This is a genomic window from Streptomyces incanus (assembly GCF_042656345.1).
Taxonomy (GTDB): Bacteria; Actinomycetota; Actinomycetes; order Streptomycetales; family Streptomycetaceae; genus Streptomyces; species Streptomyces incanus.
This window is the reverse complement of the sequence record NZ_JBHSPC010000100.1, coordinates 41,601-68,136: the sequence shown is the minus strand read 5'-3', so window position 1 is coordinate 68,136 and position 26,536 is coordinate 41,601. Positions and strand designations below refer to the sequence as shown.

Genomic DNA, 26,536 nt, shown 5'->3' with positions numbered 1-26,536 from the left:
AGTGCGGCCGCGAAGGGGAAGTGCGGCCGTGAAGGGGAAGTGCGGCCGTGAAGGGGAGGCGCGGCTGTGAAGGGGAAGTGCGGCCGCGAAGGGGAAGTGCGGCTGTGAACGGGAGGCGCGGCTGTGAACGGGGGGCGCGGCCGCGAAGGGGAGGCGCGGCCGTGAACGGGAGGCGCGGCCGTGAACGGGAGGCGCGGCCGTGAACGGGAGGAGGCCCGCACAAGGCGGGCCTCCTGGGAGCGTCACGTGCCGGGCGTCCCCTCGGACGCCCCGCCGGGTGTCACGCGCCCGGCGGCACCCGGGACGGCCGTCCCGTTCCCCGCGTCAGCCGGTAGCCGGCGACTCCGGCCAGCGCGGCCAGCGCACCGCCCACCGCGGTCCACACCCAACGGCTCGACCACCAGCCCGAGGTCCAGCCGTCCTCGGGCTTGAGGTCGGCCAGTACGGCGGTCGGCGAGTCGTTCTCGTCGCCGTCGCTGTCCTGGTCGTCCGCGGCGTTCTGCAGCGCGATACCCGGTACCAGCGGCTCCGCGAGCGAGCCGTCGACCGCCGCTGCGCCGCCCATCTCCTTGGAGTTCGACCGGACTTCGATGTCCACCGGCTGGCCCAGGTCGGACGCCGAGAGGTTCACCGCCGTGAGCCGGACGTAGTACGTGCCCGGCAGGGGGTCGTTGGCCCACGGCTCCGACCAGGCGCGGACCGTGCGCAGCACGCACTTCAGCTCCACGGAGGCCGCGTCGGCCGCCGCGGAGCGGGTCTGGGCGCCGTACTGGCAGGCCTGCCGGCGGCGCAGACCGTCGTACACGTCGATCCGCCAGGTCTCGGCGGCGTGCGTCTCGGGCAGCTTCACCGACGCCTCGACGGTGGGACGTTGCCCCGTGCTAGCCGGGAACGACCAGTACAGGTAGTCGCCCACGGACGCACGCGCCGTGGCCGTCTGCCCCTGCTCGAACTCCGTCGCGGTACGGAACGAGGTGCCCGCGCGGGTCGGTCCGGCACTGTCCTTGGACGACGCGCCGGGAGAGGGGGTGGAGTCGGCCGCGGCGGGGGCCACGGCAGCAGCCGCCAGCCCGAACGTCAGCAGGGCGGCGCCCAACAAGCGGGTGATACGCATCAGCTGGTCCTCCAGACCGCGAGCCGCCAGCGTGACAGCCAGCCCCAGACGAGACCGGCGAGGAAGCCGGCGAGAACCAACGTGCCGAGCAGCCACCAGCCCCGGCCCAGGCCGAAGGAGGCCACGTCGCTCGACCCGTCCGGGCCCTCCACGACATCGATGGTCAGTTCCAGCGGCAGGCCGGGCGTGGTCTTCACACCGGAGCCCGGCGAGAACGAGTTGGTCACCGCCAGGCACACCGTCTCGGCGGCCTGCCCGTCGCCGTCGCCGTCCCGTTCGGGCTTCGGGTAGCGCAGGCCGGTGGACAGGACGTCCGTACGGCCGTTGCCCGCGGCCTCGCCGCGGACGATCTCCCGGTTGTGCACCGTGACGGCCCGCAGCAGCACGCCGTAGTCCGGGTTCACCGCCCGGTCCGCCGCCACACTCACCGAGGCGCGCAGTTCCTGGCCCGGCAGCACGTCCACGCGGTACCAGCGCTGCTGCCCGAACTCCTCGCGGTCCGTGTAGAGACCGGAATCCAGCGTGGGCGCCTTCGCGCAGGACGCGGCACCCTCGGTCGCGACCGGGGTCACTACCGGCTCGGCTGCGCGGTCCACCAACTCATTGACACGGTCGGTGAGTTCGTCCTGGTGCTCGACCGAGGTGTAGGTGCCGCCGGTTGCCTCGGCGATGCAGCTGAGCTGCCGGCTCAGCTTGGCGTTCGGCACCAGGCCCAGGGTGTCGATGGTCAGGCCGATGCCCTTGGCCGCGATCTCCCGGGCCACCTCGCACGGGTCGAGCGGGGCGCAGGTGTCCTCGCCGTCACTGATCAGCACGATGCGCTTGGAACCGTTGCCGCCCTTGAAGTCGCCGGCCGCCTTCAACAGGGCGGGGCCGATCGGGGTCCAGCCGGTCGGGTTCAGCGTGGCCACCGCCGTCTTGGCCTCCGTGCGGTCCAGCGGGCCGACCGGATAGAGCTGCGCGGTGTCCTTGCAGCCCTCCTTCTTGTCGTCGCCGGGGTAGTTGGCGCCGAGGGTGCGGATCCCCAGCTCGACCTCCTCCGGCGTCGCGTCCAGCACCTCGTTGAACGCCTGCTTCGCCGCGGCCATCCGGGACTGCCCGTCGATGTCCCGGGTCCGCATCGAGCCGCTGACATCGAGGACGAGGTCGACCTGGGGTGCGTCCTGGCCCGTGGGTTCACCGGCGGCCGCCGCGGACGGGAAGGCGAGCCCCGCCGTCAGAGCGGCGAGCAGGACACCGACGCCTGCTGCCGGCCATTTTCTTCTGATCATCGGCGGATCCTATTGATCAGGGACGCCTTGCTCCAAAAGCGGGGGCTCCAGGGCGGGCCCTACAGGGGCTCGTCTTGAAGGGGATTGGGTAGTTCCGCCCATTCGTCCCCGGCCGTCCGTGGTGAAAGCCGCATCCACGTCAGCGCCTTCGCGGGCAGCGGATCACCGCACAGCGCCGCCAGGTCCGGGGTGCGCGGCAGATCCCGTACGACGCTCTCCAGCACGGCCCGCAGCGCCGGGCCGGAACCCGTCGTACCGGCCAGCGCACCCGCCACCAGCGAGCCGAACAACTTGCGCCGCAGGGCCCGTTCGTCGTCCGTCACCATCCGGGCGGGCAGTTCGGGCACGGGGATGCCGTGTCGTGCGAGCCGCGCGGGGCTGATCCGCAGGTCGGCCAGATCACGGTAGACGAGCCGCACCGGCTCCCCGTCAGGCGACAGCACCACCAGAAGGTTCTGTCCGTGCGCCTCCAACGCCACGCCCAGTTCGAGCAGGCGCAGCCCCACCGTCAGGGCAAGCCGCGCGAACCGGGCCGCCCAGGCGGGGGAGCGGGGCAGCCCGGTCGCCGCCAGGGCCGCCACCGGCACCACCCACTCCCCGGCCGCCGCGTACTCCTGCGGCGACTCGCGCACCACGGCGGCCAGATCGGGGGAGCCGGCCGCCGCGGCGCCCAGGGTGCGGGTGGTGTGCAACAGCCCGCCGGTCCGCGCCGCCATCGACTCCCCGAACTCCGACAGCACCGCGGACGCGGCGACCGAACCGAGCGAGATGTCCCGCACCGACGACGTCAGCCGCGTACTCAACGCCGTCTTCACATGCGGCCCGTCGGGCAGCGCGAGCGTCCGCAGCGCCATCAGCGGATGCGCCGCCATCCGCCCCGCGGGCTCCCGCTCGAGCACATGAGCCGCCTGCCAGGGATGCACCGGGATCACCACCCGCCCCCCGTCCCGCAGCCACCGCGGCCAGGCCCCCGTCACCAGACAGTCCCCGGCCGGCACCGGAACCAGCGCCAACTCCACGAGAGGCCGATGCTCGGGCCCGTACGCCAGCTGTTCGGCCACCGAGAACCCGGGCCGGGAACGGCAGTTGGGATGGAACGGATGCCCGTCGACCACCCGCTGCTCCCACTCCCAGTCCGACCCCCGGCCCCGCCCGCCCGCCTCATCCCCCCTCTCCTCCTCCGGGACGTTTGCCCGGGACAGTGCCAACGAGGCCACGCTGTGCGCGAGTTCGGCGGAGAATTCAGCCGAGTGCGGTACGGCGAGTTCCCCCATCAACCGCGCGGGATCGCCGTACGCCACCTCGTCCAGCCGTACGGCGGTGACGTACCCGGCGGTCGCATACGGATCCGGGCGCGGGCCGCGCAGCCGACGACCGTCCGTCAGCCGCAGCGTGAGCCCGTCACGGTCCGGCTCCCGGCGCACGACCCACGGCAGGGGATCGTGCGCGAGACCACGCCAGAGCCGGGTCAGCACGGCCGCGCGGGCCCCCGGCAGCGCTGCCGCGTACCGGGGCACCAGCGCGGGTCGTACGGTGGCCAATTCGTCGGCGATTTCGGCCTCGACGGCGGGGGGGCGGTGCACAGGCGGGCTCCTCGGGTACGAAAGGTGCTGCGGAACGAACAGTCGGGCCGTGGCGGACACGCGGACGTACCGATCGTCCTCGTCCGGACAGACCGTAGGGAAACAGTGGAACGCGTGGACCTCATGCCCCCACCCGCAGACGACGACGCGGCACCCCGCGCCCACGAAACCGCCCGCCTGGCCGCCCGAGCCGACGCATACGCGACGGCCCCGCTGCTGAACTGCCTGCTGCGCGAGATCGCGCAGCAGGTGCCGCACGCGGAGCAGGACCGGGACGGGCGAACCCTTGGCACATACCGCCTGCTCGGCACCGGCCGGCTGCTACGGGTCCACGGCACCCGGCGCCCCACCGCACCCGAGGTACGCGCGGAGGACGGCACGTGGCGTCGCCTCGGCCACCCGGAACTGGTGGGACTCGTCGCCGAGGAGCTGCGCCGGTACACCGGCGTGCCCAACCAGGAACTGCCGACCGAGATGACCGACAGCCGCGACGCGGTGGCCGCGCTGCTCGCCGCACGAGCGGGCGCCGGCCCACCCGCCGACCCCTACCTGCGCTCCGAGCAATCCCTGCTCACCGGCCACACCCACCACCCCGCCCCCAAGGCGCGCGGCGCCGGCCCCGTGGCGAGCTGGCTGCCGTACGCACCGGAGGCGTACGCCCGCTTCCCGCTGACGCTGCTGGGACTGCGCGAGGACGCGGTGGTGGAGGAGGGCGACACCGCGGCCCTGGACCGGTTGGGCACTGCCCCGCCCGGCTACCGCCTCCTGCCGGCCCACCCCTGGCAGATGGAGCTGACGGCCCGGAGCCTGGCCCCCGCGTTCGCCGACGGCCGCCTGATCGGGCTCGGCGCGACCGCGTTCCCGGCATGGCCCACGGCCGCGATCCGCACCGTGTACACGCCCGCACACGACCTGTTCCTGAAGTTCAGCCTGGACGTGCGCATCACCAACGACATCCGCCGCCTGTGGCGCCACGACCTGCTGAGGCTGAGCCGGACCGACCGGGCCACCAGCGAGGCGTTCGCCGCCTCGGCCACTCCTGACGCCCCCGCGGCCTGGCTGAGCGACCGCGGTTACCGCACCGCGGACTTCGCCTTCGAAGAACTGGCCGTACTGGTCCGCGACGGCCTGCACCGCCACCTGCTGCCCGGTACGACCCCGCACCTCGCCGCAGCCCTGGGAGAGGACTACGAGGGCAACCCGCTCGCCACCACCACCGCCCCCGCCGCCTGGTGGGAGGCCTACCTGGCCCAGGTCGTTCCCCCGGTACTGAACGCCTTCGCCCGGCACGGAGTCGTCGTCGAGGCCCATCTGCAGAACACCCTGATCGCTGTCGACGCCCATGGCACGCCCGTACAGGCCCTGTACCGGGACGCCGAGGGCGTGAAACTGCTGTCGGAGGTGACCAGGGAGGCGGGCTGGGAACGGCTGGTGTACTGCCTCGTCGTCAACCACCTGACAGAAATCGCCGCCGCCCTGACCGAACACCACCCGGGCTTCGCCCCCTGGCCCGCGGCCCGCCGGGAATTCTCCCGCCACCCCTTCCCGGAGGCCCGGGCCCTCCTCACCGCCCCCACCCTCCCCGCCAAGACCAACCTTCTCCTGCGCTGGACCGACGCCGACGGAGCGGCGGCCCGCTACCGCCCGGTCCCCAACCCGCTGGCGGAGACATAGCCGCGTACGGCGCCGGGCCGTGCTCCCGAAGCGGCCGGGCCGGGGGCGAGCAGGCCGCCGGGGACCGGGACCGGATGCGGGCGCGGCTGGAGAAGCTCTTCCTGTCGCTGGCCTGACGTCGCGGACCGCGTCAGGTCGCCACCGCGTCAGGTCACCACGTCAGACCATCACGTCAGGTCGCCGCGTCGGCGAGCATGAAGGCGGCCACGCCCAGCAGCGCCACGGCGAACAGGCGCTGCAGTCCGGCCCCGGACATCCTGGTGGCGAGGCGTTTGCCGTCCCAGGCACCCAGCACCGCGGTCCCGATGAAGGCCGACCACCGTCCAGTCGAGAGAGACGGCGGCGCCGGAGCGGGTGGCCAGGGAGGCCGGCGACGTGGTCGTGACGACCAGCAGGCTGGTGCCCACGGCGGCCCGTACCTCGAAGGCCGGGGCCTTGACCAGGGCCGGTACGGCGAGGAAGCCGCCCCCCACCCCCAGCAGGCCGGTCAGCGCGCCCAGCCCCGCCCCCGCGGCCCTGCCCGGCCGCACCACTCCGCTCCCGCCGCCGGCCGCCGGGCGATCCGCTCCGCGTCGGCCGGCGCGGGCGGGGTCAGATCGCCCGGCGAGGGCCTCCGTCTCGCGGGCCTCCGGGGTCTTCGGGGCCTTGGAGAAAAGGATCCGGCCGATGATCGGGTGCGCGCCGGTGCAGCAGCGTTCGTGGAACGCCTGACGGGCGGCGAACGGACTGCAGGTCATGTCCCCCGCCATCCGCATCGCCCGGCCCGCACGGTGGACGCCGTCGACGAACTGTTCCTGCACGCCGGGGCCCGGCGCTGCACAGCGACTCCACGCTGCAGCGCCGCCGGCGTGACATCCGCGCCGCGACGAACCACGCCGGCGACAACGCGGGCCCGATCTACCAGGCCTACGGCCTGAACGCCTGTGGACAGCGGCTGCCGGCGTCGGTGCTCTTCCGGGGGCGGGGCGGGACCGGACGGACACCCGGGGGCCGTGAGGGGCGGACGAGAATCGGCGGGCCGCTCGAACTGCGTGCGGCCGTGGGCCTCCCGCGCGCCTTCCTCCGAACCGGTGACATGAGATGAGCAGGCTGCGGTCGAGCGCCGGGATCGCGGTGACCGGTGCTTGTCTGGTCATCTCAGCATCCGATCGCACAAGGAGTACCGCCATGCCGTCACAGCCATCGGACATCTCGTACACCGTGCCGGGGATGAACACCCAGGACAGCCAGGACATCATCAAGGTGCTGCAGATGCGTCTGCACTCCCTCAACGACCTCCACCTGACCCTCAAGCACGTTCACTGGAACGTCGTCGGACCGCACTTCATCGCCGTTCACGAGATGATCGACCCCCAGGTCGACCAGGTCCGCTCCATGACCGACGACCTCGCCGAGCGGATCTCGACTCTCGGCGGAGAGCCCAACGGCACCCCCGGCGCACTGGTGGAGCGGCGCACCTGGACGGACTACTCGATCGGCCGCGCCGAGGCCATCGAGCACCTCGGGGCTCTCGATCTCGTGTACACCTCCGTCATCAAGGACCACCGGGAGGCCATGCAGGCCACCGAGACGTCCGACCCGGTCACCCAGGACATGCTCATCGAGCAGCTGCGCGGTCTGGAGCTCTTCCAGTGGTTCGTCCGCGCCCACCTGGAGTCCAGCGGCGGCAAGCTCAGCACCCGCGGTGCCTCCACGGAGAGCGGAGCCGCGGGGCAGGCGGCGGACCAGGCACGCACCCAGCCCTGACCGTGCCGGGCGTCCGCCCGGGCCGGCGGCCCCCTCTTCGGCGCCGGACCCGCCGAGGGGCGAAGCCGGTCCGCGGCGGAACCGGCGGGCGCCACCGTGCGCCGTCGTGCGCCCGGTGGGGCGGATCCGTTCCGCACGACCGGGACACGACCGCGATACGGCCGGCTGCGAGTCAGCCGCCGCGGCCGGTCCGCCGCGCCGAACGGGCCCGTACCGACCACCGGACGACGCCGGCGGTCCCGACGAGGAGACCCGGCATCCGGCGGCTTGTTCGGGTGCCGTTCCACGGGGAGTGGACGGCGCGCCGTCCGGCTCCCCCCACCGCACGAGGCCGGCGGACGGGTTCCACGACCGGTGGCGGGGCCGCCTCCCCGGTCCGGGGCACCTCCGGCGTGATCCGCAGCCACACCCGCTGCGGGGGAGCGACCGGCAGATCGGACTCCTCCACACCGCGATGGAATGGGGTGTGCGCGGCGCGCGCAGGAAGCCGGTCGTCCTGACGCTCGGACCCGGCTGGGCCGGGCAGACCGTGCCGGGGCTGCCGCGTCCGCCGGGGCTCGCGGAGGCGGTCACGGCGGTGGAGTCGGTCGCGCTCAGGTGATCCGGCGGGCTCGGTGGGTACCGGGTCGTGGTGGCGCCTGGCCCTGCCGGACGCGACGTGCTCGGGTGGACGTGGCACGCGCTGGGTCCCGCCACCGCTCACGGCGCCCGCCGACGACACGTTCCGCACTTGTGGCGGGCGAGGCGGGACGGGTGCGGCGGCACGGGCCGAAGAACGCGCCCCAGGACGCGTACCGGCCCTTGATACAGAGGGAATCCCGCGGCGAAGGAAGAGGAACATGAACACTCGGCACCGTGGGTCTTCGGACGCCGTCGTCGTCGGAGCGGGTCTCGCCGGCCTGGCCTGCGCCCTGGACCTGTGCCGCGCCGGGCGGCGGGTGACCCTGCTGGAGGCGTCCGACGGCGTGGGCGGCCGGGTGCGCACCGACCGGCGGGACGGATTCCGGCTCGACCGCGGATTCCAGGTGTTCAACACCTCCTATCCCCAGGTGAAGCGACGCCTCGACCTGCGGAGTCTGCGGCTGAGGCCCTTCACACCGGGCATCACCGCGCACACCTCGACGGGCCCCGTCCACCTCGCCGATCCGACCCGGCGGCCGAGGTCGGCGGGGACCCTGCTGCCCGGACGGGTCCTGTCGGCCCGCGACCTGGCCGCGATGGCGGCGCTCACCGCGCGGGACGCCCTCCTGCCCGCCGGACTCCTCACACGACGTCCGGACAGCTCGACCGCCGCCGCCCTGTCCCGCGCCGGTCTGTCGGCCGGGGCGGTGACGGAGATCCTGCGGCCGTTCCTGTCCGGCGTGTTCCTGGAGGACCGGCTGGAGACCTCCGCCCGCTTCTTCCACCTGGTCTGGCGCAGCATGGTCAGGGGAACGCTCTGCCTGCCCGCCGACGGCATCGGCGCCGTCCCCGCCCAGCTGGCCGGCGGTCTGCCCGACGGCGTCCTGCGGCTGGAGACACCGGTCGCCGCGCTCACCGCGTCGGGGGTTCTCCTGGGGGACGGCCGCGAGCTGCCGGCCGGGCCCGTCGTGGTGGCGACGGACGCCGCCACCGCGGCCCGTCTGCTGCCCGGCCTGGCCGTGCCCGAGGGCCGTACGGTCACCACGTACTACCACGCCGCCGCGCACACCCCCCTGGCCGAGCCGACCCTGCTGGTGGACAGCACCGGTGCGGTGCTGAACACCTGCGTCCTCACCGAGGTGGCACCCACCTACGCCCCGCCCGGTACCGCGCTGATCTCCAGCTCCGTCCTGGGCGCCGACCGGCCCGGGGCCGACGGGGCGGTGCGCCGGCGCCTGTCCGAGCTCTACGGCACCGACACGAGCGGCTGGCAGCAGGTCGGCGCGTACACCGTGGCGGGAGCCCTGCCCGCGATGGAGCCGCCCTGGCCGCTGAGCCGCACGACGCGTTTCGCCACGGGCGGGTACGTGTGCGGGGACCACCGGGCGACCGGATCCGTGCAGGGCGCTCTGGCGTCCGGCACCCGGGCCGCCCGGGAGGTGCTGAACGACCTGCCGCTCGGTTGACCCGGTGCCGGACCGCTGACCCGGTGTCGGACCGCGTCCGGCGCATCCCACCGGAAGCCGGCCCACGGAATCGACAGTGCGGCACAGAACGCCGCCGACCCGCCCCTGCGACCCGGAGTGAGACGTGGACATCGACGGCGCGCGCGTGCTGGTGGCCGGAGCCACCGGCGTCCTGGGCAGTGCCCTCATCGCGGAACTGGCCGGCCGCGGAGCGCGCCCGGCGCTCGCGGGACGGGACCCGGCCCGCCTCGCCGAGGCCGCCCAGGCGTACACGGGCGCTCCGACCCTCCTGTTCGACGCGTACGACCCCGCCTCCTGTGCCCGCGCCGTGCAGGGAGCGGCCGACGCTCTGGGCGGACTGGACGCGGTCGTGACGGCCTTCGGAGCGGTCGCCTTCGGCCGGGCCGCGGAGCTCGGGGACGAGGTCGCGGAGCATCTGACGGCGGTCAACGTCCTCGCACCCGCCGCCTTCTTCCGCGCCGCGCTCGCCCTCATGGAACCGGGCTCTCTGATCGCCGCCTTCACCGGCGTGGTCGCCGAGCGCCCACAGGCGGGGATGGCCGACTACAGCGCCTCCAAAGCCGCGCTGAGCGCCTGGCTCTTTGCCGCACGCCGCGAGGCACGGACCGCCGGCATCCGCGTCCTGGACATCCGGCCCGGACACCTGGACACCGGCTTCGCCGACCGGCCCGTCGCGGGCACCGCCCCGCCCATGCCCCAGGGAGGCGACCACCGCCGGGTCGTCGCCGCCGTCGCCGACGCGATGGCGGCGGACGCCGAACTGCTGCGTACCGCCCCGGACGGCACCCCCGTCGTCGAACGGCACGCCCGGTGAGCCGCCGCGACGCCCCCGACGAGACGTCCGATGTGGTCGTCGTCGGCGGAGGGGCGTCCGGACTCAGCCTCGCGCAGCGCCTGACGGCGACCGGTTCCACCACCGTGACCCTGGTGGAACCACCGGACGGTCCGCGGCGACCGCCCGAACGGACCTGGTGCTACTGGGACGACGGCACCGGCGACTTCGACGAAGCGGTCGCAGCCTCCTGGTCCCGGCTGCGGATCCACGACACCGACGGCGACCGGATCACCGTGGACCCCTCTCCGCTGCGTTACCGCATGCTCCGCTCCACGGCGTTCGAGCGTCTGGCGCACGCCCGGCTGGCCCGCTCGCCCGGCGCCCGCGTCCTGCGCGCGACGGCGGACACGGTGCGCGACACGGCCGACGGAGCCGAAGTCCGGTGCACGGCCCCCGACGGCCGGACGCTGACCCTCCGTGCCCGCCACGTGTTCGACTCCCGCCCGCTGCCTGCCCTGCCCCCTGCCCGGACACAACTCCTCCAGCACTTCCGCGGCTGGTTCGTGCGCACGGACACCGACCGGTTCGATCCCGGGACCGCCGACCTGATGGACTTCCGCGTGCCGCAGCCGCGCCACGGGCTCGCCTTCGGCTACGTCCTGCCGCTGGCGCCCGACAGGGCGCTCGTCGAGTACACCGAGTTCTCCCGGACCCCCCTGACCACGACGGCGTACGAGGCGGCACTGGGCCACTACAGCCGGGACATCCTCAAGCTCGGTACGTACACCGTCGAAACGGCGGAGCAGGGCGTCATCCCGATGACCGACGCCCGCTTCCCCCGCCGCACCGGGAACGCCGTCTTCCGCATCGGGACCGCCGGCGGCGCCACCCGCCCGGCCACCGGCTACACCTTCTCCGCCGTGCAACGGCAGAGCCGGGCCATCGCCGCCGCCCTGCGCGACGGCCGCGCGACCGCGCCCCGGCCGCACGGGCGGCGGGCCCTGGCCATGGACGCCGTCCTGCTGCGGGCCCTGGACACCGGGCGGATCGACGGCCCCGGCTTCTTCACCGGCCTGTTCCGCCGCGTTCCGCCGGAACGCCTGCTGCGCTTCCTCGACGGCGGCACCTCACCCCGGGAGGAGTGGGGCATCGGCCTGCGCACTCCCCTCGGCCCCATGCTCCGGACCGCCGTCGAGGTTCCCTTCCTGCCCCGTCGTTCCCATCCCGTCCCACGTATCGGAGAGAGCCGGCGATGACACTGCTGCGCGACCGTGGCCTGGCACGCGCCTTCGACCACGCGTCGCACACCTACGACCGCCTCACCGCCCTCAACCCCGGCTACCGCACCGGCCTCCCGCGTTCGGCGCGGCGGCTCCGGCTGCCCCGGGCCGGAGCGGGGCAGCGCATCCTCGGTCCCGGGTGCGGGACGGACGCCGCCACCCCGGCCCTCCTACGGGCCGCGCCCCACGCCCGGATCACGGCCGTCGACGCCTCGTGGAGAACGCTCGGGCGCGCACTGGCCACACCGTGGCCGAGCCATGTGCGCTTCCAGCACCTGACGGCCGGGGAAGCGGCCACGGCCGGGGAGGGACCGTACGACACGGTGTTCGCCGCCTGCCTGTTCCGCGACGTCACCGACCCGGACGGCGTCCTCACCACCGTCCGGAGTCCGCTGCGACCGGGCAAACGCCTCGCCGTCCACGAGTACAGCCTCAGCGGTCCGGCCGCCCACCGCGCCCTGCGGACGGCCGTGTGCCGGGGGGTGGCCATCCCCGCGGGAACCCTCGGCGGTGCCCGTGCTCTCCACCGCCCCCTGTGGCGCAGCGTCCTCGGCTTCGACCCGGCCCCCGACGTCACCGACCGTCGCGAGAGGGCCGGGCTCACGGACGTGCGGATCGTCCCCGTCGCCGGATGGCGGACCGGGATCGTGCACACCTTCCTCGCCCGCAACGGCTCTGCCGCGCCAAGGGAGCACGCCCGATGAGCATTCCGCACCGTGCCGCCCGGCGGGGCCGGGACCGCAAGGCCGAAGTCCTGATGCCCGCCCCCGGCCGGAACCGGTTCGCCCGCGCGGACGCGCCGAGCGTCGCCGTGATCGGCGCGGGGATCGCGGGTCTCGCGGCGGCCACCCTCCTGGCCGAACGAGGAGCCCGCGTGACGCTCTACGAACGCGAGGAGTCGCTCGGCGGACGTCTCGCGGGATGGCGCACCCGCCTCGCCGACGGCAGCGGGGCGACCATGAGCCGCGGCTTCCACGCCTTCTTCCGCCAGTACTACAACCTGCGCGGCCTCCTGCGGCGTACCGATCCCGCGCTCGACCGTCTCAGTCCGCTGCCCGACTACCCGCTACGGCACAGCGGAGGGCTGACCGACAGCTTCGCCCGTGTTCCGCGCACACCACCGTTCAGCGCCCTCGGGTTCGTCGCCCTGAGCCCCACCTTCGGCTGGCGCGACCTCGCCGCCATGGACGCACGGGCCGCGCTGCCCCTCCTGGACGTCCGCGTGCCCGAGGTCTACGAGCGTTTCGACTCGCTCAGCGCGACCCGCTTCCTGGAACGCGTCCGCTTCCCCGAAGCCGCGCACCATCTGGCGTTCGAGGTGTTCTCGCGCAGCTTCTTCGCCGACCCGCGCGAACTGTCCGCCGCGGAACTCCTGCTGATGTTCCACATCTACTTCCTCGGCTCCGCCGAGGGCCTGCTCTTCGACGTGCCGGACGAGCCCTTCCCCCAGGCCCTGTGGGAGCCGCTCGGCGAGTACCTCCAGCGCCTCGGGACGGACGTCCGCACCGGCACGCCCGTGCACGGCGTCCACCCGCGCGACGGCGGGGGAGTGGAGGTGCGGACGGACACCACCGCGGACCGCCACGAGGCGGCGGTGCTCGCCCTCGACCCCGGGGCCCTGCGCGGCGTCGTCGCGGCGTCACCCGGTCTGGGCACCCCCGCCTGGCGCGAGGACATCGCCGCCCTGCGCACCGCCCCGCCCTTCACCGTCTCCCGGCTCTGGCTCGACCGGCCGGTCCGCGCCGACCGCGCCGGGTTCCTGGGCACCAGCGGCTACAACGGCCTCGACAACATCAGCGTCCTGGAACGCTACGAGGGAGAGGCCGCCCGCTGGGCCGCCCGCACCGGCGGCTCGGTCGTGGAACTGCACGCCTACGCCGCCGACGCGGAGCCCGAAACGGTGCAGACCCGACTGATCGACAGCCTGCACCAGGTCTACCCGGAGACCAGGCGGGCACGGATCGTGGACGCCCGCCACGAACGGCGCGCCGACTGCCCGCTCTTCCCGGTCGGCACCTACTCCCGCAGGCCCACCGTCCGAACCCCGCACCCCCGGGTCGTACTGGCCGGCGACGCCCTCCGCTGCGACCTGCCCGTGGCCCTGATGGAACGCGCCGCCACCACCGGCTTCCTGGCGGCCAACATCCTGCTTGCCGACCGGGGCGTCCGGGGCCAGGTGCTGTGGACGGTTCCCCGGGCGGGCCGCTCACCCGCGCTGCGGGCACTCGGCGCTCTCGCCGGACGCTGAGGTCGCGTCTCCCGGCGAGGCTTCCCGGGACCGGGGCGCGCGAGCGCGCGGCGGGAGGGCGGGCGGCGCCGTGCGCCCTCCCGCCGCCCGCCCTCCCGCCGTGCGCTCAGCCCGGAAACCGTCCGGTGCCGCGCAGCGCCCAGCGCCGCTCCGCGTACGCCAGGTCGTCGCGCCACAGCCGGCCGGCCGTCCGGCGCATCAACGGGCGCAGTGCGGGCGCGACGGCCCGCGCCAGCGCGAAACCCCGCCGGTCCGAGGCGGCGAGGACCGCCTCGATCACGGCGGTCCGCGGCCGCTCGTCGGCCTCGCCGGTCAGCGGCGTGGCATGGGTCTCCACCACGGACGTGGTCCCCTCACCCTCGGTGACGCGCATGACGACCGTACGCGGGCCGGGAGCGGTGAACTCCGCCCGGACCGGCACCACCAGTCCGCCGGTCACCCGGAAGGAGACGTCGACGACGAAGGCGTCGTCCTCCTCGCCCCGCGGCGGCCGGACCACCGTCAGGTCGACGAACGAGTAGGGGTGGAACCACGAGCCGTGCCACGGGTCCAGCCGGTTGGCGACCACGTCCTGCGGCTCGCACCGTCCCACCGCCGTGAACACGGCGTCCACCGCGCTGCCCGCGGCCGGCCGCACCGGCACCACGGGACGCTCCGACGGCTCCTCGCCGCCGACCGAGTCCAGCCGGACCCACACCAGTACGCCGTCGTCGTGGACGGGGTACGGATCCCAGCCGGCGAACGACCCGCCGTCCAGGGCCAGTCCGTGCCAGTGGCACACCAGCGTGCCGCACACCACCCGGCTGTCGCGCAGGGGCGCGCCGAGGTGCGGGCAGGCCCCCGGGCCGGCGTGCAGCTCGCCCGTGTCCGACCGCCACAGCACGACCTCGACTCCGCCCACCGTCCTGCCGTAGGGACGGCCACCGGCCCGTACGTCCCGGGAGGCACCGACGACGAACCAGTTTCCGGACGGACGGGCGGACGCCCGCTTGAGTACGTCGGCGATCAGCGCGGGGCGCGCCTGCCGCCAGGTCGGCGTCTGCGTCGCCCAGCCGGACCGGCGCCGCCGTCGCAACGGCGGTGTCCAGCGGGTCCGGTTCGCTCGGTCCCTCACCGCACGGGTCCTTTCCCCTGGAGTGCCGCGCGGGACGCGCGGGGCGCCCGGTCCGCGGCGCGTGCGCGCCGCCGCGCACGCATGATGTGGACGACTCCCACGGCGGCCGTGGCCGCACGGCGCCCGCCCGAGACCACCGCGCGGCGGTGCAGCACCGTGTACCCCTGGTCCGCGATCGCGTCGAGGATGCCGCGGTAGAGGGTGAACGCGGTGCGGATGCAGGGGCGCACCCGCGGGTCGAGCATGGCGATGCCCGGCTCCGCCGCCCGGTACACCTCCCTGGTCATGGCCTCGGCAGCGACGAGCGCCTCGCGAATCCTCGAGTCGCGGCGCCCTGTGCGGCGGCTCCACTCCAGCAGGGGCCGGTCAACGCCGTGGGCGGCGAGCAGGTCCGCCGGCAGATAGACGCGGCCCCGGTCCAGGTCCTCGCCGACGTCGCGCAGGAAGTTGGTGAGCTGGAAGGCGACGCCGAGGTCCGCCGCGTGCGGTGCCGCCTCCTCGCGTGAGGTGACCGTGCCGAGCACGGGCAGCATCTGCAGTCCGATCACCGCGGCCGAGCCGTGCATGTAGGTGCGCAGGTCGGCGTAGGTCGGATAGTCGGCGACGTGCAGGTCGCTGCGCATCGAGGCCAGGAAGTCGGCGAACAGCGTGTGCTCGATGTCGTACCGGGCGGAGGTGTCGGCCACGGCCCGGACCACGGGCTCGTCCCCGCCGCCCGTACGCAGCCCGTGAGCGAGGTCGCTCTCCAGGCGCCGTAGCAGCAGGTCCCGTTCCTTCGGCGGCCGGGGCCGGTCGAGGTCGTCCACGATGTCGTCCGCCCAGCGGGCGAAACCGTACAGCGCGTGCACGGCACAGCGGCGTTCCACCGGGAGCAGCCGGGTGGCCAGGAAGTAGGTTCTGCCGTGGCGGGCGTTGAGCCGTCTGCAGCGGGTGTAGGCGGCGCGCAGCGAGGGATCGGTGATCCCGGCGGCGTCCAGTTCACGACGGGTCATGGGAGCCTTCCTCGGCCGGGGTCGCGGCGGCACGGGCGACGGGCGGTGCCGGACGGGGGCGGACAGTGCGGACGGAACTGCTGCGGCCGCCGCCGGTGACGCGCGCGGCGGCGAGCCTGCCGCTGATGAGCACCGTCGGCACGCCCACACCGGGGGTGGTCCCGCAGCCGGCCAGCACCACGTTCTCGAGGCCGCGCACCAGATTGCGCGGGCGGAACGGGCCCGTCTGGGCGAAGGTGTGGGAGACCGAGAACGGGCTGCCCGCCGCATGCCCCTGCGCGGCCCAGTCCAGCGGCGTCACCAGCAGTTCCTCCTGGACGCTGTCCGCGAACCCGTCCAGGCCCCGGCGCTCCAGCTCGGCGACCAGGCTGTCGCGGTAGCGCGGACCCAGATCCCGCCAGGCGGCGGCGGAGGGCCCGACGGCGGTGTTCGGGCACGGGGCCAGCACATAGTGGAGGTGCCCGCCCGGCGGGGCCAGTGCGGGATCGTGCGCCGTCGGCCGGGTGATCAACAGGGACGGGTCGCTCATCAGCCGTCCCGAACGGGTCAGCTCGTCGAAGGTGCGCTCCCAGGCCGCGCCGAAGGAGAGGGTGTGGTGGGCGAGACCGGGCCAGGTCCGGTCGGTCCCCGCGTGCAGGACCACGGCGGACGGCGAGTGACGCAGCCGCACCGGGCGCCGCGGGGCACGCCCCAGCAGCCGGTGCGCCGCGGTCAGCTCGCAGGTCAGCACCACCGCGTCGCAGGGGATCCGCTCGCCCGAGGCCAGACGTACGGCACGCACCCGGCCGGCCGAGCGTTCCAGCGCGGTGACCTCGGACGACCAGCGGAAGCCGGCGCCCGCGTCGGCCGCCGCGTCCGCCATGCCGCGGGGCAGCGCGTGCATGCCGCCCTTGGGGAACCAGACACCGGCCACGGTGTCCATGTAGGCGATCACCGCATAGGCCGCGAGGGCCCTGGCCGGGGCGACTCCGGCGTACAACGCCTGGAACGAGAAGACACGCCGCAGCCGGGGGTCGGAGAGGAAGCGGCCGATGCGGCGGTCCAGCCGTCCGAAGCCGCCCAGCCCCGCCAGACGGGCCAGGTCCGGGTGCAGGAGCTGGAAGGGCGAGTCGAAGTTCGTGTCGATGAACCGGCGCATCTGCGCCCGGTACAGCCGCTCCAGCCATTCCCGCAGCCCGCGGTAGCCCGCCGCCTCGGCCGGTCCGGCGAACCGTCGCACCTCCGCCTCCATGGCCTCACCGTCGGTGTGGACGTCGAGCGACGTCCCGTCCGCGAAGCACGCCCGGTAGGCCGGGTGCAGGGCCGTCAGATCGACGTGCCGGGCGAGGCTGTCGCCGACGGCGGCGAAGGCCTCGTCGGCCAGGTGCGGCATGGTCAGCACCGTGGGACCGGTGTCCACCTCGTAGCCGCCGAGGCGCACGCGGCCGGACCGGCCGCCCGGACCGGCGTCCCGCTCGACGACCGTCACCCGGCGGCCGGCGCCCAGCAGATGCAAGGCGCACGCGAGGCCGGACAGCCCGGCACCCACCACGACGACGTGGTCCGTCGCCCCCGGTACCGTTCTCACGCGGCCTCCCCGGTCCGCTTCGGAGCAACGCCCGACGCCCGTTCGACCAGCGCGGCGAACTCCCGCCGTACGGCGGGGTCCGCACTGGCCCGCGCGAAGTGCCGCAGGCTCGTCGCCGCCGATTCCGCGATCTTGGCTTCCACGACCGTCCACGCACCGGTCCGCTCCAGTGCCGCCCTCATCCGCTCCACGGTGTCGTCCGACCGGGCGGAGACGTGCGGGCCGAGCACGTCGGCCGCCTCCTCGTCCCCGGAGGCGGCCGCGAGCCGGAGGCCGACGGCGAGCAGGTAGGTCAGCTTGCGGGTCCGCAGGTCGTCACCGGCCGGTTTGCCCGTCAGATCCGGGTTGCCGAAGGCGCCGAGGAGGTCGTCGCGGAGCTGGAAGGCCAGCCCCGCACACCGTCCGGCGGAGCGCAGCGCCTCCAGGGTCTGCGCGTCGGCGCCGGCCAGGGAAGCGCCCAGCGCCAGCGGGCGCTCGACCGTGTACAGGGCGCTCTTGAGGGTGGCGATGCTCACCGCCTCGTCGACGCCGGAGGACCCGGCCGCCTGCGCGTGGATGTCCCGGTACTGCCCCGCGACCATCTCGCCGCGCATCGCCCGCCACTCGCGGTACAGCTGCGGGCCGCACGGCGAGCCGAGTGCCGTCTCGGCCAGCAGATCGTCCGCCCAGACCAGGGCCAGGTCGCCGGCGAGTACCGCGACGGATGTCGCGAACGCTTCGGGCGGACCCGCCATCCGCGCGGCGCGGTGCATGCGGGCGAGGTCGACGTGCACCGCGGGTGCGCCCCGGCGCAGCGGCGAACCGTCCATGACGTCGTCGTGGATGAGAGCACACGCCTGCACCAGCTCGAGCGCGACTCCCGTCCGCAGGAGCGCCGCGGCGTCGCCCGAGCCGCCCGCCGCCCGCCAGCCGCACCACGCGAACGCCGTGCGCAGCCGTTTTCCGCCCCGCCGGACGAACGCGGTGACCCGGCCGGCGACGTCCCGCGCGAACAGGGGGTCCACGTCACGGGCCCGGCACAGTGCCTCGTCGAGGACGTGCCCGAGCTCCGCCTCGACGGCGCGGACGGCGTCGAGGGCCGTGAGCGGACCGTCGACGGGCCCGATCGGTTCGGCCACGGTGGGCCCGAGTCCCCACATACACAACCTCTTCTCACTCTCGGTCACCTGCACGCCAGTGCTTCTGCCGGGTTCCCTTGTGCGGATGCGCTGATTCCTGCCCGTTACGGGGTCTGTTCCGGATGACAGTCACTCCCCTGGCCCAGCGGTGTGGGTGCCATGGCGGTACGTCGCCTCGGGCGCGCCCCTGACGACGCACCGGTGCGATGCCGGTGAGCCGGTCCGACGGTGCCGGCCGGCGCACCGGGCGGGCGGTGCCGGCCCGCGGTACCAGGTCGCCGACGCCGATCCCGACGGTCACGTCGGTGGCCCGGCCGCTCTCAGCCGACCGCGCCCGTGAGCCCGGCATGGTCCCAACGGGAGGCTCTAGCGGTGCGGGGAACCGGCCTGGTCGGCCCGGCCGCCGGCGCCGAGCAGGCCCGTGGCCTCGAACGGCTCCTCGGCGGCGAGACGAGGCAGTTCACGTCGGGACAGCATCGTCACCACAGGAGGCATCGCGGCGCGCACGAGCTGGGCCGACCGTAGCCAGCGGGGCACGTAGACCGACGGGCGGCGCCGTTCGATCGCGGTGACCAGCCGGCCGGCCACGTACTCGACGGGGTACACCTTGCGCGCCGGCGGCGGCATGTGGCCACGGAGCTCTCGCAGCACCGCGTACTCGTCGGCGTCGCGGATCATGTCGGTGTCCGTCCAGTTGATGTAGGCGATCCCGACGCCCACACGCCGGTGGGCCACCTCCGCCCGCAGCGAGTGGGCGAACGATTCGACCCCCGCCTTCGACGCGCAGTACGCGCTCATCATCGGCGCCGCACCGAGGGACGCGAGTGACGCGACCTGGAGAAAGTAGCCCTGGGTGTCGAACAGGTACTTGAGGAACGTCCGGGCCGTGACGGCGCTGCCGATCAGGTTCACCTCGACCACCCGGCGCCAGACCGCGGGATCGGACTCGGCGAACGGACCGCCCTCGGCCACTCCCGCGTTGGCGACCACGATGGAAGGAGGCCCGAGCAGCGCACGGATTTCCGCCCCGGCCCAGGTCATGCCCCGGTCGTCCGTAATGTCGACTTCCCAGCACTCGGACGTACCCGGCAGGGAATCCCTGACCCGGGCCAGCGTTCTCTCCTCACGCCCGAGCAGCGCCACCTTCGCCCCCCGGCCGGCCAGGTCCCGGGCCATCGCCGCCCCCAGACCGCGTGCCGCTCCGGTCACGACAGCTGTCCGTCCGTACAGCGGGCTCTCGGTGACCGGCATGGAACGGTTCCTCTCCCGCGGCGGCGTTCCCCCTCCCCTCACGGTAGGGGTGGACACCGCTACCGGCATGCGGGGCACCGTCGCACCGACTGCACGACGGCCTCCAAAGCCGCTGTGCGCTGTATGCCGTCACTTTTCATAGGTGGACAAGGCCAGACCGAGGGCGAAGAACGTGGGGGCCCACTCACCGACGAAGATGCCCAAGCGGTCGGCGCGTTCTTCGCCCTTCTTCTCCACACTCAGGGAAGCGCACCAGGCGACGACGGACATCCCGATGGAGATGAAGCCGGCGGTGTAGGCGTGCTCGGCACGGATGCCGGATTCGTGCAGCTTCTTGACGATCATGAAGGGCCTCTGCTTTCGGGATGCGGGGACGGGGCCTGTCGTCCATCTCATCCGGGCGCGTCGGGCGACGCGCCCGGATGACGGCCATGCGGCCCAACGAATCCACCCGCCGGCCGGGGCGGAGCCTTTCTCCGCTCGTCGAAGCAGCGGCTCGGACCCTCCTCGCCGGCTGTCACGCTCGGTTACCATGCTCACTTCATGCCGGAGGCCGGGAGTAAGGGGCACGCCGCAACCGACGGACTGTCCCGAAGACGGGGAGAACAGTGTGCCGACCGAGACTCCCCGGATTTTCCCCAGGGCTTGGCGCGGCCGGCTCACTGGGGCACGCCCGCTCAGGGCGGTCATGGACTGTAAGGGTGAAGAGTTGAACGGCCTGGGAGAATGCTGACCGAGGTCACCGCGACCCGCTACATCACGCCCCTGCGGTCCGGCCGCGAGGACGGGCCCGTACGGGCTCTGGGTGACCGGCCGCCAGAAGTTCTCCTTGAGGACGTCGACTTCGCAGCCCTGTCCGGTGGCCGGGGCGGTCACGGTGAAGCGGGCGGACAGCGGGGCGGTCTCCAGCGCGTGCACCGTCCAGCCGCGGGCTTCCAGGCCGGTGCCGGAGGGGGCGGCGATGTCGGCCATGGGGGCCGGGTTCTCGGCGGCGACGTCGAGGTCCTGGCTGGGGCGGTTCAGTACGGGAGCCAAGCTCAGGTTGCGGTTATCTCCCGCGGTACTACAAAGGAACCATGCATCTGTCACCGCAGGAGCAGGAAAAGCTTCTGGTTTGCGTTGCCGCCCAACTCGCCCGCAGTCGGCTGGAGCGGGGGGTGCGGCTGAATTACCCGGAAGCGATCGCGCTGATCACCGAGCACGTCGTCGAGGGAGCTCGTGAGGGGCGCAGCGTGTCCGAGCTGATGTCCAGTGGACGCCACGTTCTCGGACGTGAGCAGGTCATGGAAGGTGTCCCGGAGATGATCGACGACGTACAGGTCGAGGCGACCTTCCCGGATGGAACCAAGCTGGTCACCGTCCACTCGCCGATCGCCTAGGAGGGCCCGTGCTGCCAGGAGAGATCATTCCCGCGGACGAAGCCGTGCCGTTGAACCCCGGACGTGTCCGCACGCGGATCCGCGTGGTGAACCCCGCGGACCGACCGGTGCAGGTCGGCTCGCACTACCACTTCGCCGCCGTCAATCCTGAGCTGGAGTTCGACCGCCAGGCCGCGTGGGGGCATCGACTGGACATTCCGGCCGGTACCGCCGTGCGCTTCGAGCCCGGCGTCGAGCGGGAGGTGACGCTGGTCCCCATCGCCGGGCTCCGCAGGATCCGGGGGCTGCGCCTGGAATGGGCCGGTGACCTGGACAGCCGGGACCACCAGCCGACCGAATTCGCCTATGGACGCAAGGGTGAAGGACACCGATGACTTCGGAAGAGAACACGCCGCGGATGGATCGCGCACGCTACGTCGAGTTGTTCGGCCCTACTACGGGCGACCGAGTGCGCCTGGCCGACACCGACCTGTTCATCGAGGTCACCGAGGATCGCAGCCTGGGGCCGGGCGGTTCCGGCGACGAGTCCGTGTTCGGCGGCGGCAAGGTGGTCCGCGAGTCGATGGGGCAGTCGATGGCGATCCGTGCCGAGGGCACGCCGGACGTGGTCATCACCGGTGCTGTGATCCTGGACCACTGGGGGGTGGTCAAGGCCGATGTCGGCATCCGCGACGGACGCATCGCCGGCATCGGCAAGGCAGGCAACCCGAACGCCGCCGACGGCATCGATCCGGCGCTGGTGATCGGTCCGTCGACGGAGATCATCGCGGGAAACGGCCGGATCCTCACCGCCGGGGCGATCGACTGCCACGTTCACTTCATCGATCCCCGATCGATCGACGTCGCGCTGGCTTCGGGAACGACGACATTGATCGGTGGCGGTACCGGGCCGGCGGACGGGTCCAGGGCGACCACGGTGTCGCCGGGCGACTGGAACATCGGGCGTATGCTGCAGGCCCTCGACGGCGTCCCGATGAACATCCTGCTGCTCGGCAAGGGCAACACCATGCGCCGCGAGGCACTGACCGAGCAGCTGCGCGGGGGCGCCGGGGGCCTGAAGCTGCACGAGGATTGGGGATGCACCCCGGCGGTGATCGACAACGCCTTGCGCATCGCCGAGGAAACCGGTGTGCAGGTCGCGATCCACACCGACACCCTCAACGAGTCCGGCTTCCTCGAGTCCACCCTGGAGGCCATCAACGGCCGGTCGATCAACGCGTTCCACGCCGAGGGCGCCGGCGGAGGGCACGCACCCGACATCATCCGGGTCGCCTCCGAGCCGTACATCCTTCCGTCGTCGACGAACCCGACCCTCCCGCACACCGTGAACACGATCGACGAGCACCTCGACATGCTCATGGTGTGCCATCACCTGAAGCCGTCGATTCCGGAAGACCTGGCCTTCGCCGAAAGCCGTATCCGACCGACCACCATCGCTGCCGAGGACGTGCTGCACGACGTGGGCGCGATCTCCATGGTCAGTTCCGACGCGCAGGCCATGGGGCGCATCGGCGAGGTCGTCATGCGCACCTGGCAGACCGCACACGCCATGAAACGGCGTCGGGGTTCGCTGCCGGGCGATGACCGCGCGGACAACATGCGCGCCCGCCGGTACATCGCCAAATACACGATCAACCCGGCGATCACGCATGGCATCCAGGACGCGGTCGGTTCGGTCGAAGTCGGCAAAATCGCCGACCTGGTGCTGTGGGAACCGAAGTTCTTCGGCGTCAAGCCCCACATGGTCCTCAAGGGCGGATTTGCCGCTCGGGCCGCGCTGGGCGATGCCAACGCCTCGATCCCCACACCGCAGCCGGTGCTCTCGCGTCCCATGCACGGGACGAACCTGAAGGCGGCCGCGGCGAGCAGCGTGCACTTCGTCGCCCCCACAGCGCTGGACGCCGAGCTCCCCGAACGGCTGCGTCTGTTCCGTAGGCTCGTCGCTGTCACCGACACCCGCTCGACCACCAAGGCCGACCTGCCGCTCAACGACGCCACCCCGGAGATCCGGGTGGACCCGGACAGTTTCGCGGTGCGCATCGACGGGGAACTCGTCGAACCGGATCCGGTCTCGGAGCTGCCGATGGCGCAACGCTACTTCCTGTTCTGATCATGTCGTGTTCGCCGGCCATGCTGGCCCTTGCCGACGCCCGTTTTCCGGGCGGTGGCCACGCGCACTCGGGCGGGGTGGAGGAAGCCGTCCGCCGAGGTCTGGTCACCGAGGCCGGAGACCTGGGGGAGTTCCTGTTCGGACGGCTGCGGGGCGCGGGTTGCGTGGCCGCGGTGTTCGCCGCCGCCGCCGCTCACGCAGCCGACGCGGGAGTCGACGACCGGTACTGGCGGCGGCTGGACTCCGAGATCGACGCGCGCACGCCGTCCCCCGCGCAGCGCGAGGCGTCCCGCGCACAGGGGCGCGGGACCGCGCGCGCCGGTCGTGCCGCCTGGCCCTCGGCAGCGCTCGACGCGTTGCTGGCGGTGTCCACGAGACCCCACCACCCGGTCGTCATCGGCGCTCTGATGGGGGGCGCGCGTGCCGGCACACCGCGGGAGGCCGCCGCTGTGGCGGCGTACCTGTCGGTCAGCGGCCCCGCTTCGGCCGCTGTGCGGCTGCTGGGCCTCGATCCCTTCGCCGCGAACGCTGCCGTGGCCGCGCTCGGGCCGGATCTCGAACGCATCACCGAGTACGCCGCTTCCGTGGCCGGGCACGCCCCGGCCGCTCTCCCCGCGATGGGCGCTCCCGCACTCGATCTGCTGGCGCAGGCCCACCAACGACGCCATCGAGACGAGGTGCGACTCTTTGCTAGCTGACCACGACCACCAGCACGACCACGACCACCGGCATCCGGTGAACTTCGATCCGACCGCACCGGAAAAAGACCCCTTCGGCCCCGCGCCCACCGCGGGACGCCCGTTTCGCATCGGGCTGGGCGGCCCGGTCGGAAGCGGGAAAACCGCGCTGACCGCCGCCCTGTGCCGCTCCCTCGGTGCCGAAGTCGACCTTGCGGTGGTCACCAACGACATCTATACGACCGAGGACGCGGACTTCCTGCGGCGTGCCGGTGTCCTTGCTCCGGACCGGATCGAGGCCGTGCAGACCGGGGCCTGCCCGCACACCGCGATCCGCGACGACATCACGGCCAACCTCGACGCCGTCGAACGCCTGGAGCAGCGCCACCCCGGTTTGCGCCTGATCCTGATCGAAAGCGGCGGCGACAACCTGACGGCCGTGTTCAGCCGCGGGCTGGCCGACGCCCAGATCTTCGTCGTGGACGTCGCCGGAGGTGACAAGGTGCCACGCAAGGGCGGTCCCGGCGTGACCACGGCCGACCTGTTGGTCATCAACAAGATCGACCTGGCCGAGCGGGTCGGTGCGGACATGACGGTCATGACCGCCGACGCGCACCGGATGCGCGGCGAGCTTCCGGTGATCACCCAATCGCTGACCGACACCCCTGAAGCGCCCGAGGTGACGGCCTGGGTCCGAGAGCAGTTGGCACGATGAAGGCCCGCGCGCGCCTGGCCGTGGAGCTCGACTCACGGGGCCGCAGCGTCGTCCGGGAGCTGTCCTCGGCCTCGCCGCTGACCCTGATGCCCCGGCGCGGGGCCGTCCGACCCGCCGCGGGACCGGCGGATCGGGCGGTGGTCCACCTGGTCAACTCGGTGACGTCCCCACTCGGCGGAGACGAGCTGGACCTGCGGGTGCGGGTCGGAGCGGGCGCGCGCCTGCTGCTGCGTGGTGTCGCCGCCACGCTGGTGCTGCCCGGACACCGCCGGGGCGGCAGCCGCAGCACCGTGCACGTCGAGGTCGCCGAGGGCGGCACCCTCGAATACCTGCCGGAACACACCGTGGTGACCGCCCGCGCCGAGCACGAGGCCGAGTTCCGGGCGGAGCTGGCGCAGGACGCGCTCATGCGCTGCCGCGAGATGCTGGTACTCGGACGCAGCAATGAGCGCCCCGGTCTGTTGCGGACCAGCACGCACATCACGCGCGGGGAAGTACCGCTGGTGCGGCAGACGCTCGAACTCGGAAACTCCCGCCTGGAGGCCAGTGCCGGCTATCTCGCCGGGGCGCGGGTCGTGGCCACCGAATCCGTGGTCTGGAAGAACGACCCGGTGGAGCCGACGAGCGGCGAGTGGTGGTCGTTGACCTCGCTGGCCGCCGGCGGGGCGACGGCCCTCGCCCTGGCTCCCGACGCGGTGACCGCGCAGCACCGGCTGACCGAAGCCCTTCGGACGCACCCGGACGGGAAGGAGCTCACGGAGGAGCACTGGTGAGCACGAAGACACCCCCACCGGAACATCGCAACGCCCTCGGCCTCGAAGCACTGCGGGGGCTCCCACGTGGAGTCGCACAGGTCTACCTGCAGAACAACACGCTCACCGGTGTGCTGTTTCTGGTGGGGCTGTTCATCTCCGGCGAGATAGCCGGGCTGAGCGCACTGCTCGGAAGCGCGGTCGGGATCGCCACCGCCGCGCTGTTGCGGGTACCGGCCGAGCGGATCGGACAGGGACTCTACGGCTTCAACGCCGCCCTGGTCGCCCTGGGAGCCGCCGGCTCGTTCCGGCCGCTGTGGCTCACCGCACTCGTCGCTGCCGGGGGCGCGGTGGTAGCCACGCTGCTCACGCACGTCGCCCAGTACTTCCTGCGCGTACCGGCCTACACCGCGCCCTTCGTGTTCACCTACTGGCTACTGGAGTACCTGCATGAGTCCAGGCACTGGCCTTCGGCACCACCGTCCCACCCGGTGCTCGGACTGGGCATCTTCGCCAGCGAGGCCGAGGTCTTCCTCGTGACAGGTCTGCTGCCGGGCCTGTTCATCCTCGCCGGACTCGCGGTTTCACGGTGGACCCTGGCAGTGGGAGCCTTCGCGGCCGCACTGGTCACGTACGGAATCGTGCAGGGAATTCCGCTGTTCCCGCCCAACGAGATCACCACCGGCGTCTACGGCTTCAACGCCGTGCTCGTCACGGTGGGCATGCTCAGCACCGGCAGAGGATGGCGAGCATGCGTCCTCGCCGTTCCCGCCGTGTTGCTGTTGCAGGCCGGGATCGAAGCGGTTCAACTCACTCCGGCCACGTTTCCCTTCGTCCTGGCGATGTGGTGCGCCGACCTCTGGCGTGCTCGCTCGAGGCACGCGGAGTAACCGAGCGCAAGCCGACTCGGCGATGCTGCAGTCGCTGTCATCGAGGCCGAGGGCACCGTCATTCCCGAACACGGCGGGCCCCGCACCGAGCCCGGGCCCTGACGTCACCTGATGACCGCACACGACCACCGAGCCGGGATGACCGTCCGCTTCGCCCTCTGGGACCGGATCA

At 73.1% G+C, this 26,536-nt stretch carries 24 protein-coding genes and 2 pseudogenes; 15 read left to right on the top strand and 11 right to left on the bottom strand.

Translation table 11 applies throughout. The features are described from left to right. Nucleotides 1-280 precede the first annotated feature (280 nt). The 3 genes from ACFP2V_RS28995 to ACFP2V_RS28985 are packed head-to-tail and all read right to left on the bottom strand — an operon-like array spanning nucleotide 281 to nucleotide 3,968. Nucleotides 281-1,114 carry a hypothetical protein gene (locus ACFP2V_RS28995; protein ID WP_381218256.1) on the bottom strand — a complete coding sequence of 278 codons (834 nt, stop codon included), beginning with the start codon at nucleotides 1,112-1,114 and terminating at the stop codon, nucleotides 281-283. Further along, nucleotides 1,114-2,385 (bottom strand): VWA domain-containing protein, encoded by a 1,272-nt coding sequence (locus ACFP2V_RS28990; RefSeq protein ID WP_381218255.1) that lies wholly within the window; start codon nucleotides 2,383-2,385, stop codon nucleotides 1,114-1,116. Before ACFP2V_RS28990 ends, ACFP2V_RS28995 begins: the two co-directional genes overlap by 1 nt. A gap of 59 nt (nucleotides 2,386-2,444) precedes the next feature. Then, entirely contained in the window at nucleotides 2,445-3,968 is a 1,524-nt protein-coding gene (locus ACFP2V_RS28985) for an IucA/IucC family protein (RefSeq protein ID WP_381218254.1), read from the bottom strand. Between the two features lie 123 nt (nucleotides 3,969-4,091). On the opposite strand from ACFP2V_RS28985, the gene ACFP2V_RS28980 reads away from it, so the two are divergent. Continuing rightward, entirely contained in the window at nucleotides 4,092-5,642 is a 1,551-nt protein-coding gene (locus ACFP2V_RS28980; protein WP_381218253.1) for an IucA/IucC family protein, read from the top strand. Nucleotides 5,643-5,814: 172 nt separating this feature from the next. Here ACFP2V_RS28980 and ACFP2V_RS28975 read toward each other — a convergent pair. Further along, nucleotides 5,815-6,202, bottom strand: a pseudogene (locus ACFP2V_RS28975) (TSUP family transporter); the annotation flags it as partial. 607 nt (nucleotides 6,203-6,809) lie between these two features. On the opposite strand from ACFP2V_RS28975, the gene ACFP2V_RS28970 reads away from it, so the two are divergent. From ACFP2V_RS28970 to ACFP2V_RS28940, 7 genes are all read left to right on the top strand, one after another. Further along, nucleotides 6,810-7,388 carry a Dps family protein gene (locus ACFP2V_RS28970; protein ID WP_381218252.1) on the top strand — a complete coding sequence of 193 codons (579 nt, stop codon included), beginning with the start codon at nucleotides 6,810-6,812 and terminating at the stop codon, nucleotides 7,386-7,388. A gap of 466 nt (nucleotides 7,389-7,854) precedes the next feature. Continuing rightward, on the top strand, nucleotides 7,855-7,989 hold the full coding sequence (locus ACFP2V_RS28965) for a hypothetical protein (protein ID WP_381218251.1): 135 nt from the start codon (nucleotides 7,855-7,857) through the stop codon (nucleotides 7,987-7,989). 238 nt (nucleotides 7,990-8,227) lie between these two features. Next, nucleotides 8,228-9,475: an NAD(P)/FAD-dependent oxidoreductase gene (locus ACFP2V_RS28960; RefSeq protein ID WP_381218250.1), complete on the top strand. Its 1,248-nt coding sequence runs from the start codon at nucleotides 8,228-8,230 to the stop codon at nucleotides 9,473-9,475. Between the two features lie 124 nt (nucleotides 9,476-9,599). Beyond that, the gene (locus tag ACFP2V_RS28955) at nucleotides 9,600-10,310 is read left to right on the top strand and encodes an SDR family NAD(P)-dependent oxidoreductase (RefSeq protein ID WP_381218249.1); all 711 of its coding nucleotides are present in this window, start codon (nucleotides 9,600-9,602) and stop codon (nucleotides 10,308-10,310) included. Then, nucleotides 10,307-11,527: a lycopene cyclase family protein gene (locus ACFP2V_RS28950; protein WP_381218248.1), complete on the top strand. Its 1,221-nt coding sequence runs from the start codon at nucleotides 10,307-10,309 to the stop codon at nucleotides 11,525-11,527. Before ACFP2V_RS28955 ends, ACFP2V_RS28950 begins: the two co-directional genes overlap by 4 nt. Continuing rightward, a complete protein-coding gene (locus ACFP2V_RS28945) occupies nucleotides 11,524-12,255 on the top strand; it encodes a class I SAM-dependent methyltransferase (protein ID WP_381218247.1) in 732 nt (243 codons plus the stop codon). The genes ACFP2V_RS28950 and ACFP2V_RS28945 overlap by 4 nt, the downstream gene beginning before the upstream one ends. After that, nucleotides 12,252-13,799: an FAD-dependent oxidoreductase gene (locus ACFP2V_RS28940; RefSeq protein ID WP_381218246.1), complete on the top strand. Its 1,548-nt coding sequence runs from the start codon at nucleotides 12,252-12,254 to the stop codon at nucleotides 13,797-13,799. The genes ACFP2V_RS28945 and ACFP2V_RS28940 overlap by 4 nt, the downstream gene beginning before the upstream one ends. A gap of 106 nt (nucleotides 13,800-13,905) precedes the next feature. Here the strand turns inward: ACFP2V_RS28940 and ACFP2V_RS28935 are convergent, their stop codons facing one another. The 7 genes and pseudogenes from ACFP2V_RS28935 to ACFP2V_RS28905 form a co-directional block, all read right to left on the bottom strand. Beyond that, nucleotides 13,906-14,913 carry a DUF5914 domain-containing protein gene (locus ACFP2V_RS28935; RefSeq protein ID WP_381218245.1) on the bottom strand — a complete coding sequence of 336 codons (1,008 nt, stop codon included), beginning with the start codon at nucleotides 14,911-14,913 and terminating at the stop codon, nucleotides 13,906-13,908. Beyond that, nucleotides 14,910-15,905, bottom strand: coding sequence for a phytoene/squalene synthase family protein (locus ACFP2V_RS28930; protein WP_381218244.1), 996 nt, complete (start codon nucleotides 15,903-15,905; stop codon nucleotides 14,910-14,912). The genes ACFP2V_RS28935 and ACFP2V_RS28930 overlap by 4 nt, the downstream gene beginning before the upstream one ends. Beyond that, complete coding sequence (locus ACFP2V_RS28925) at nucleotides 15,892-17,472, bottom strand: phytoene desaturase (protein WP_381218243.1); 1,581 nt, start codon at nucleotides 17,470-17,472, stop codon at nucleotides 15,892-15,894. The genes ACFP2V_RS28930 and ACFP2V_RS28925 overlap by 14 nt, the downstream gene beginning before the upstream one ends. Beyond that, nucleotides 17,469-18,611, bottom strand: a complete 1,143-nt coding sequence (locus tag ACFP2V_RS28920; RefSeq protein WP_381218242.1) for a polyprenyl synthetase family protein — start codon at nucleotides 18,609-18,611, stop codon at nucleotides 17,469-17,471. The genes ACFP2V_RS28925 and ACFP2V_RS28920 overlap by 4 nt, the downstream gene beginning before the upstream one ends. A 345-nt stretch (nucleotides 18,612-18,956) precedes the next feature. Continuing rightward, nucleotides 18,957-19,841: an SDR family oxidoreductase gene (locus ACFP2V_RS28915; RefSeq protein ID WP_381218241.1), complete on the bottom strand. Its 885-nt coding sequence runs from the start codon at nucleotides 19,839-19,841 to the stop codon at nucleotides 18,957-18,959. Nucleotides 19,842-19,970: 129 nt separating this feature from the next. Further along, nucleotides 19,971-20,186 (bottom strand): hypothetical protein, encoded by a 216-nt coding sequence (locus ACFP2V_RS28910; RefSeq protein ID WP_381218355.1) that lies wholly within the window; start codon nucleotides 20,184-20,186, stop codon nucleotides 19,971-19,973. A 396-nt stretch (nucleotides 20,187-20,582) separates the two neighbouring features. Then, a pseudogene (locus ACFP2V_RS28905) lies at nucleotides 20,583-20,867 on the bottom strand (hypothetical protein); the annotation flags it as partial. A gap of 50 nt (nucleotides 20,868-20,917) precedes the next feature. Here ACFP2V_RS28905 and ACFP2V_RS28900 point away from each other — a divergent pair. Genes ACFP2V_RS28900 through ACFP2V_RS28870 form a run of 7 tightly spaced genes read left to right on the top strand, consistent with a single transcriptional unit; the run spans nucleotide 20,918 to nucleotide 26,364 of the window. Next, nucleotides 20,918-21,220, top strand: a complete 303-nt coding sequence (locus ACFP2V_RS28900; protein WP_381218240.1) for an urease subunit gamma — start codon at nucleotides 20,918-20,920, stop codon at nucleotides 21,218-21,220. 8 nt (nucleotides 21,221-21,228) lie between these two features. Further along, the gene (locus ACFP2V_RS28895; RefSeq protein WP_381218239.1) at nucleotides 21,229-21,594 is read left to right on the top strand and encodes an urease subunit beta; all 366 of its coding nucleotides are present in this window, start codon (nucleotides 21,229-21,231) and stop codon (nucleotides 21,592-21,594) included. Beyond that, nucleotides 21,591-23,330, top strand: coding sequence for an urease subunit alpha (locus tag ACFP2V_RS28890; protein WP_381218238.1), 1,740 nt, complete (start codon nucleotides 21,591-21,593; stop codon nucleotides 23,328-23,330). Before ACFP2V_RS28895 ends, ACFP2V_RS28890 begins: the two co-directional genes overlap by 4 nt. A gap of 2 nt (nucleotides 23,331-23,332) precedes the next feature. Further along, a complete protein-coding gene (locus ACFP2V_RS28885) occupies nucleotides 23,333-24,028 on the top strand; it encodes an urease accessory protein UreF (RefSeq protein WP_381218237.1) in 696 nt (231 codons plus the stop codon). After that, nucleotides 24,018-24,722 (top strand): urease accessory protein UreG, encoded by a 705-nt coding sequence (gene ureG / locus ACFP2V_RS28880; protein ID WP_381218236.1) that lies wholly within the window; start codon nucleotides 24,018-24,020, stop codon nucleotides 24,720-24,722. The genes ACFP2V_RS28885 and ureG overlap by 11 nt, the downstream gene beginning before the upstream one ends. After that, on the top strand, nucleotides 24,719-25,495 hold the full coding sequence (locus ACFP2V_RS28875; RefSeq protein WP_381218235.1) for an urease accessory protein UreD: 777 nt from the start codon (nucleotides 24,719-24,721) through the stop codon (nucleotides 25,493-25,495). The genes ureG and ACFP2V_RS28875 overlap by 4 nt, the downstream gene beginning before the upstream one ends. Beyond that, nucleotides 25,492-26,364, top strand: coding sequence for an urea transporter (locus tag ACFP2V_RS28870; RefSeq protein WP_381218234.1), 873 nt, complete (start codon nucleotides 25,492-25,494; stop codon nucleotides 26,362-26,364). The genes ACFP2V_RS28875 and ACFP2V_RS28870 overlap by 4 nt, the downstream gene beginning before the upstream one ends. The last annotated feature ends 172 nt before the right edge of the window (nucleotides 26,365-26,536 follow it).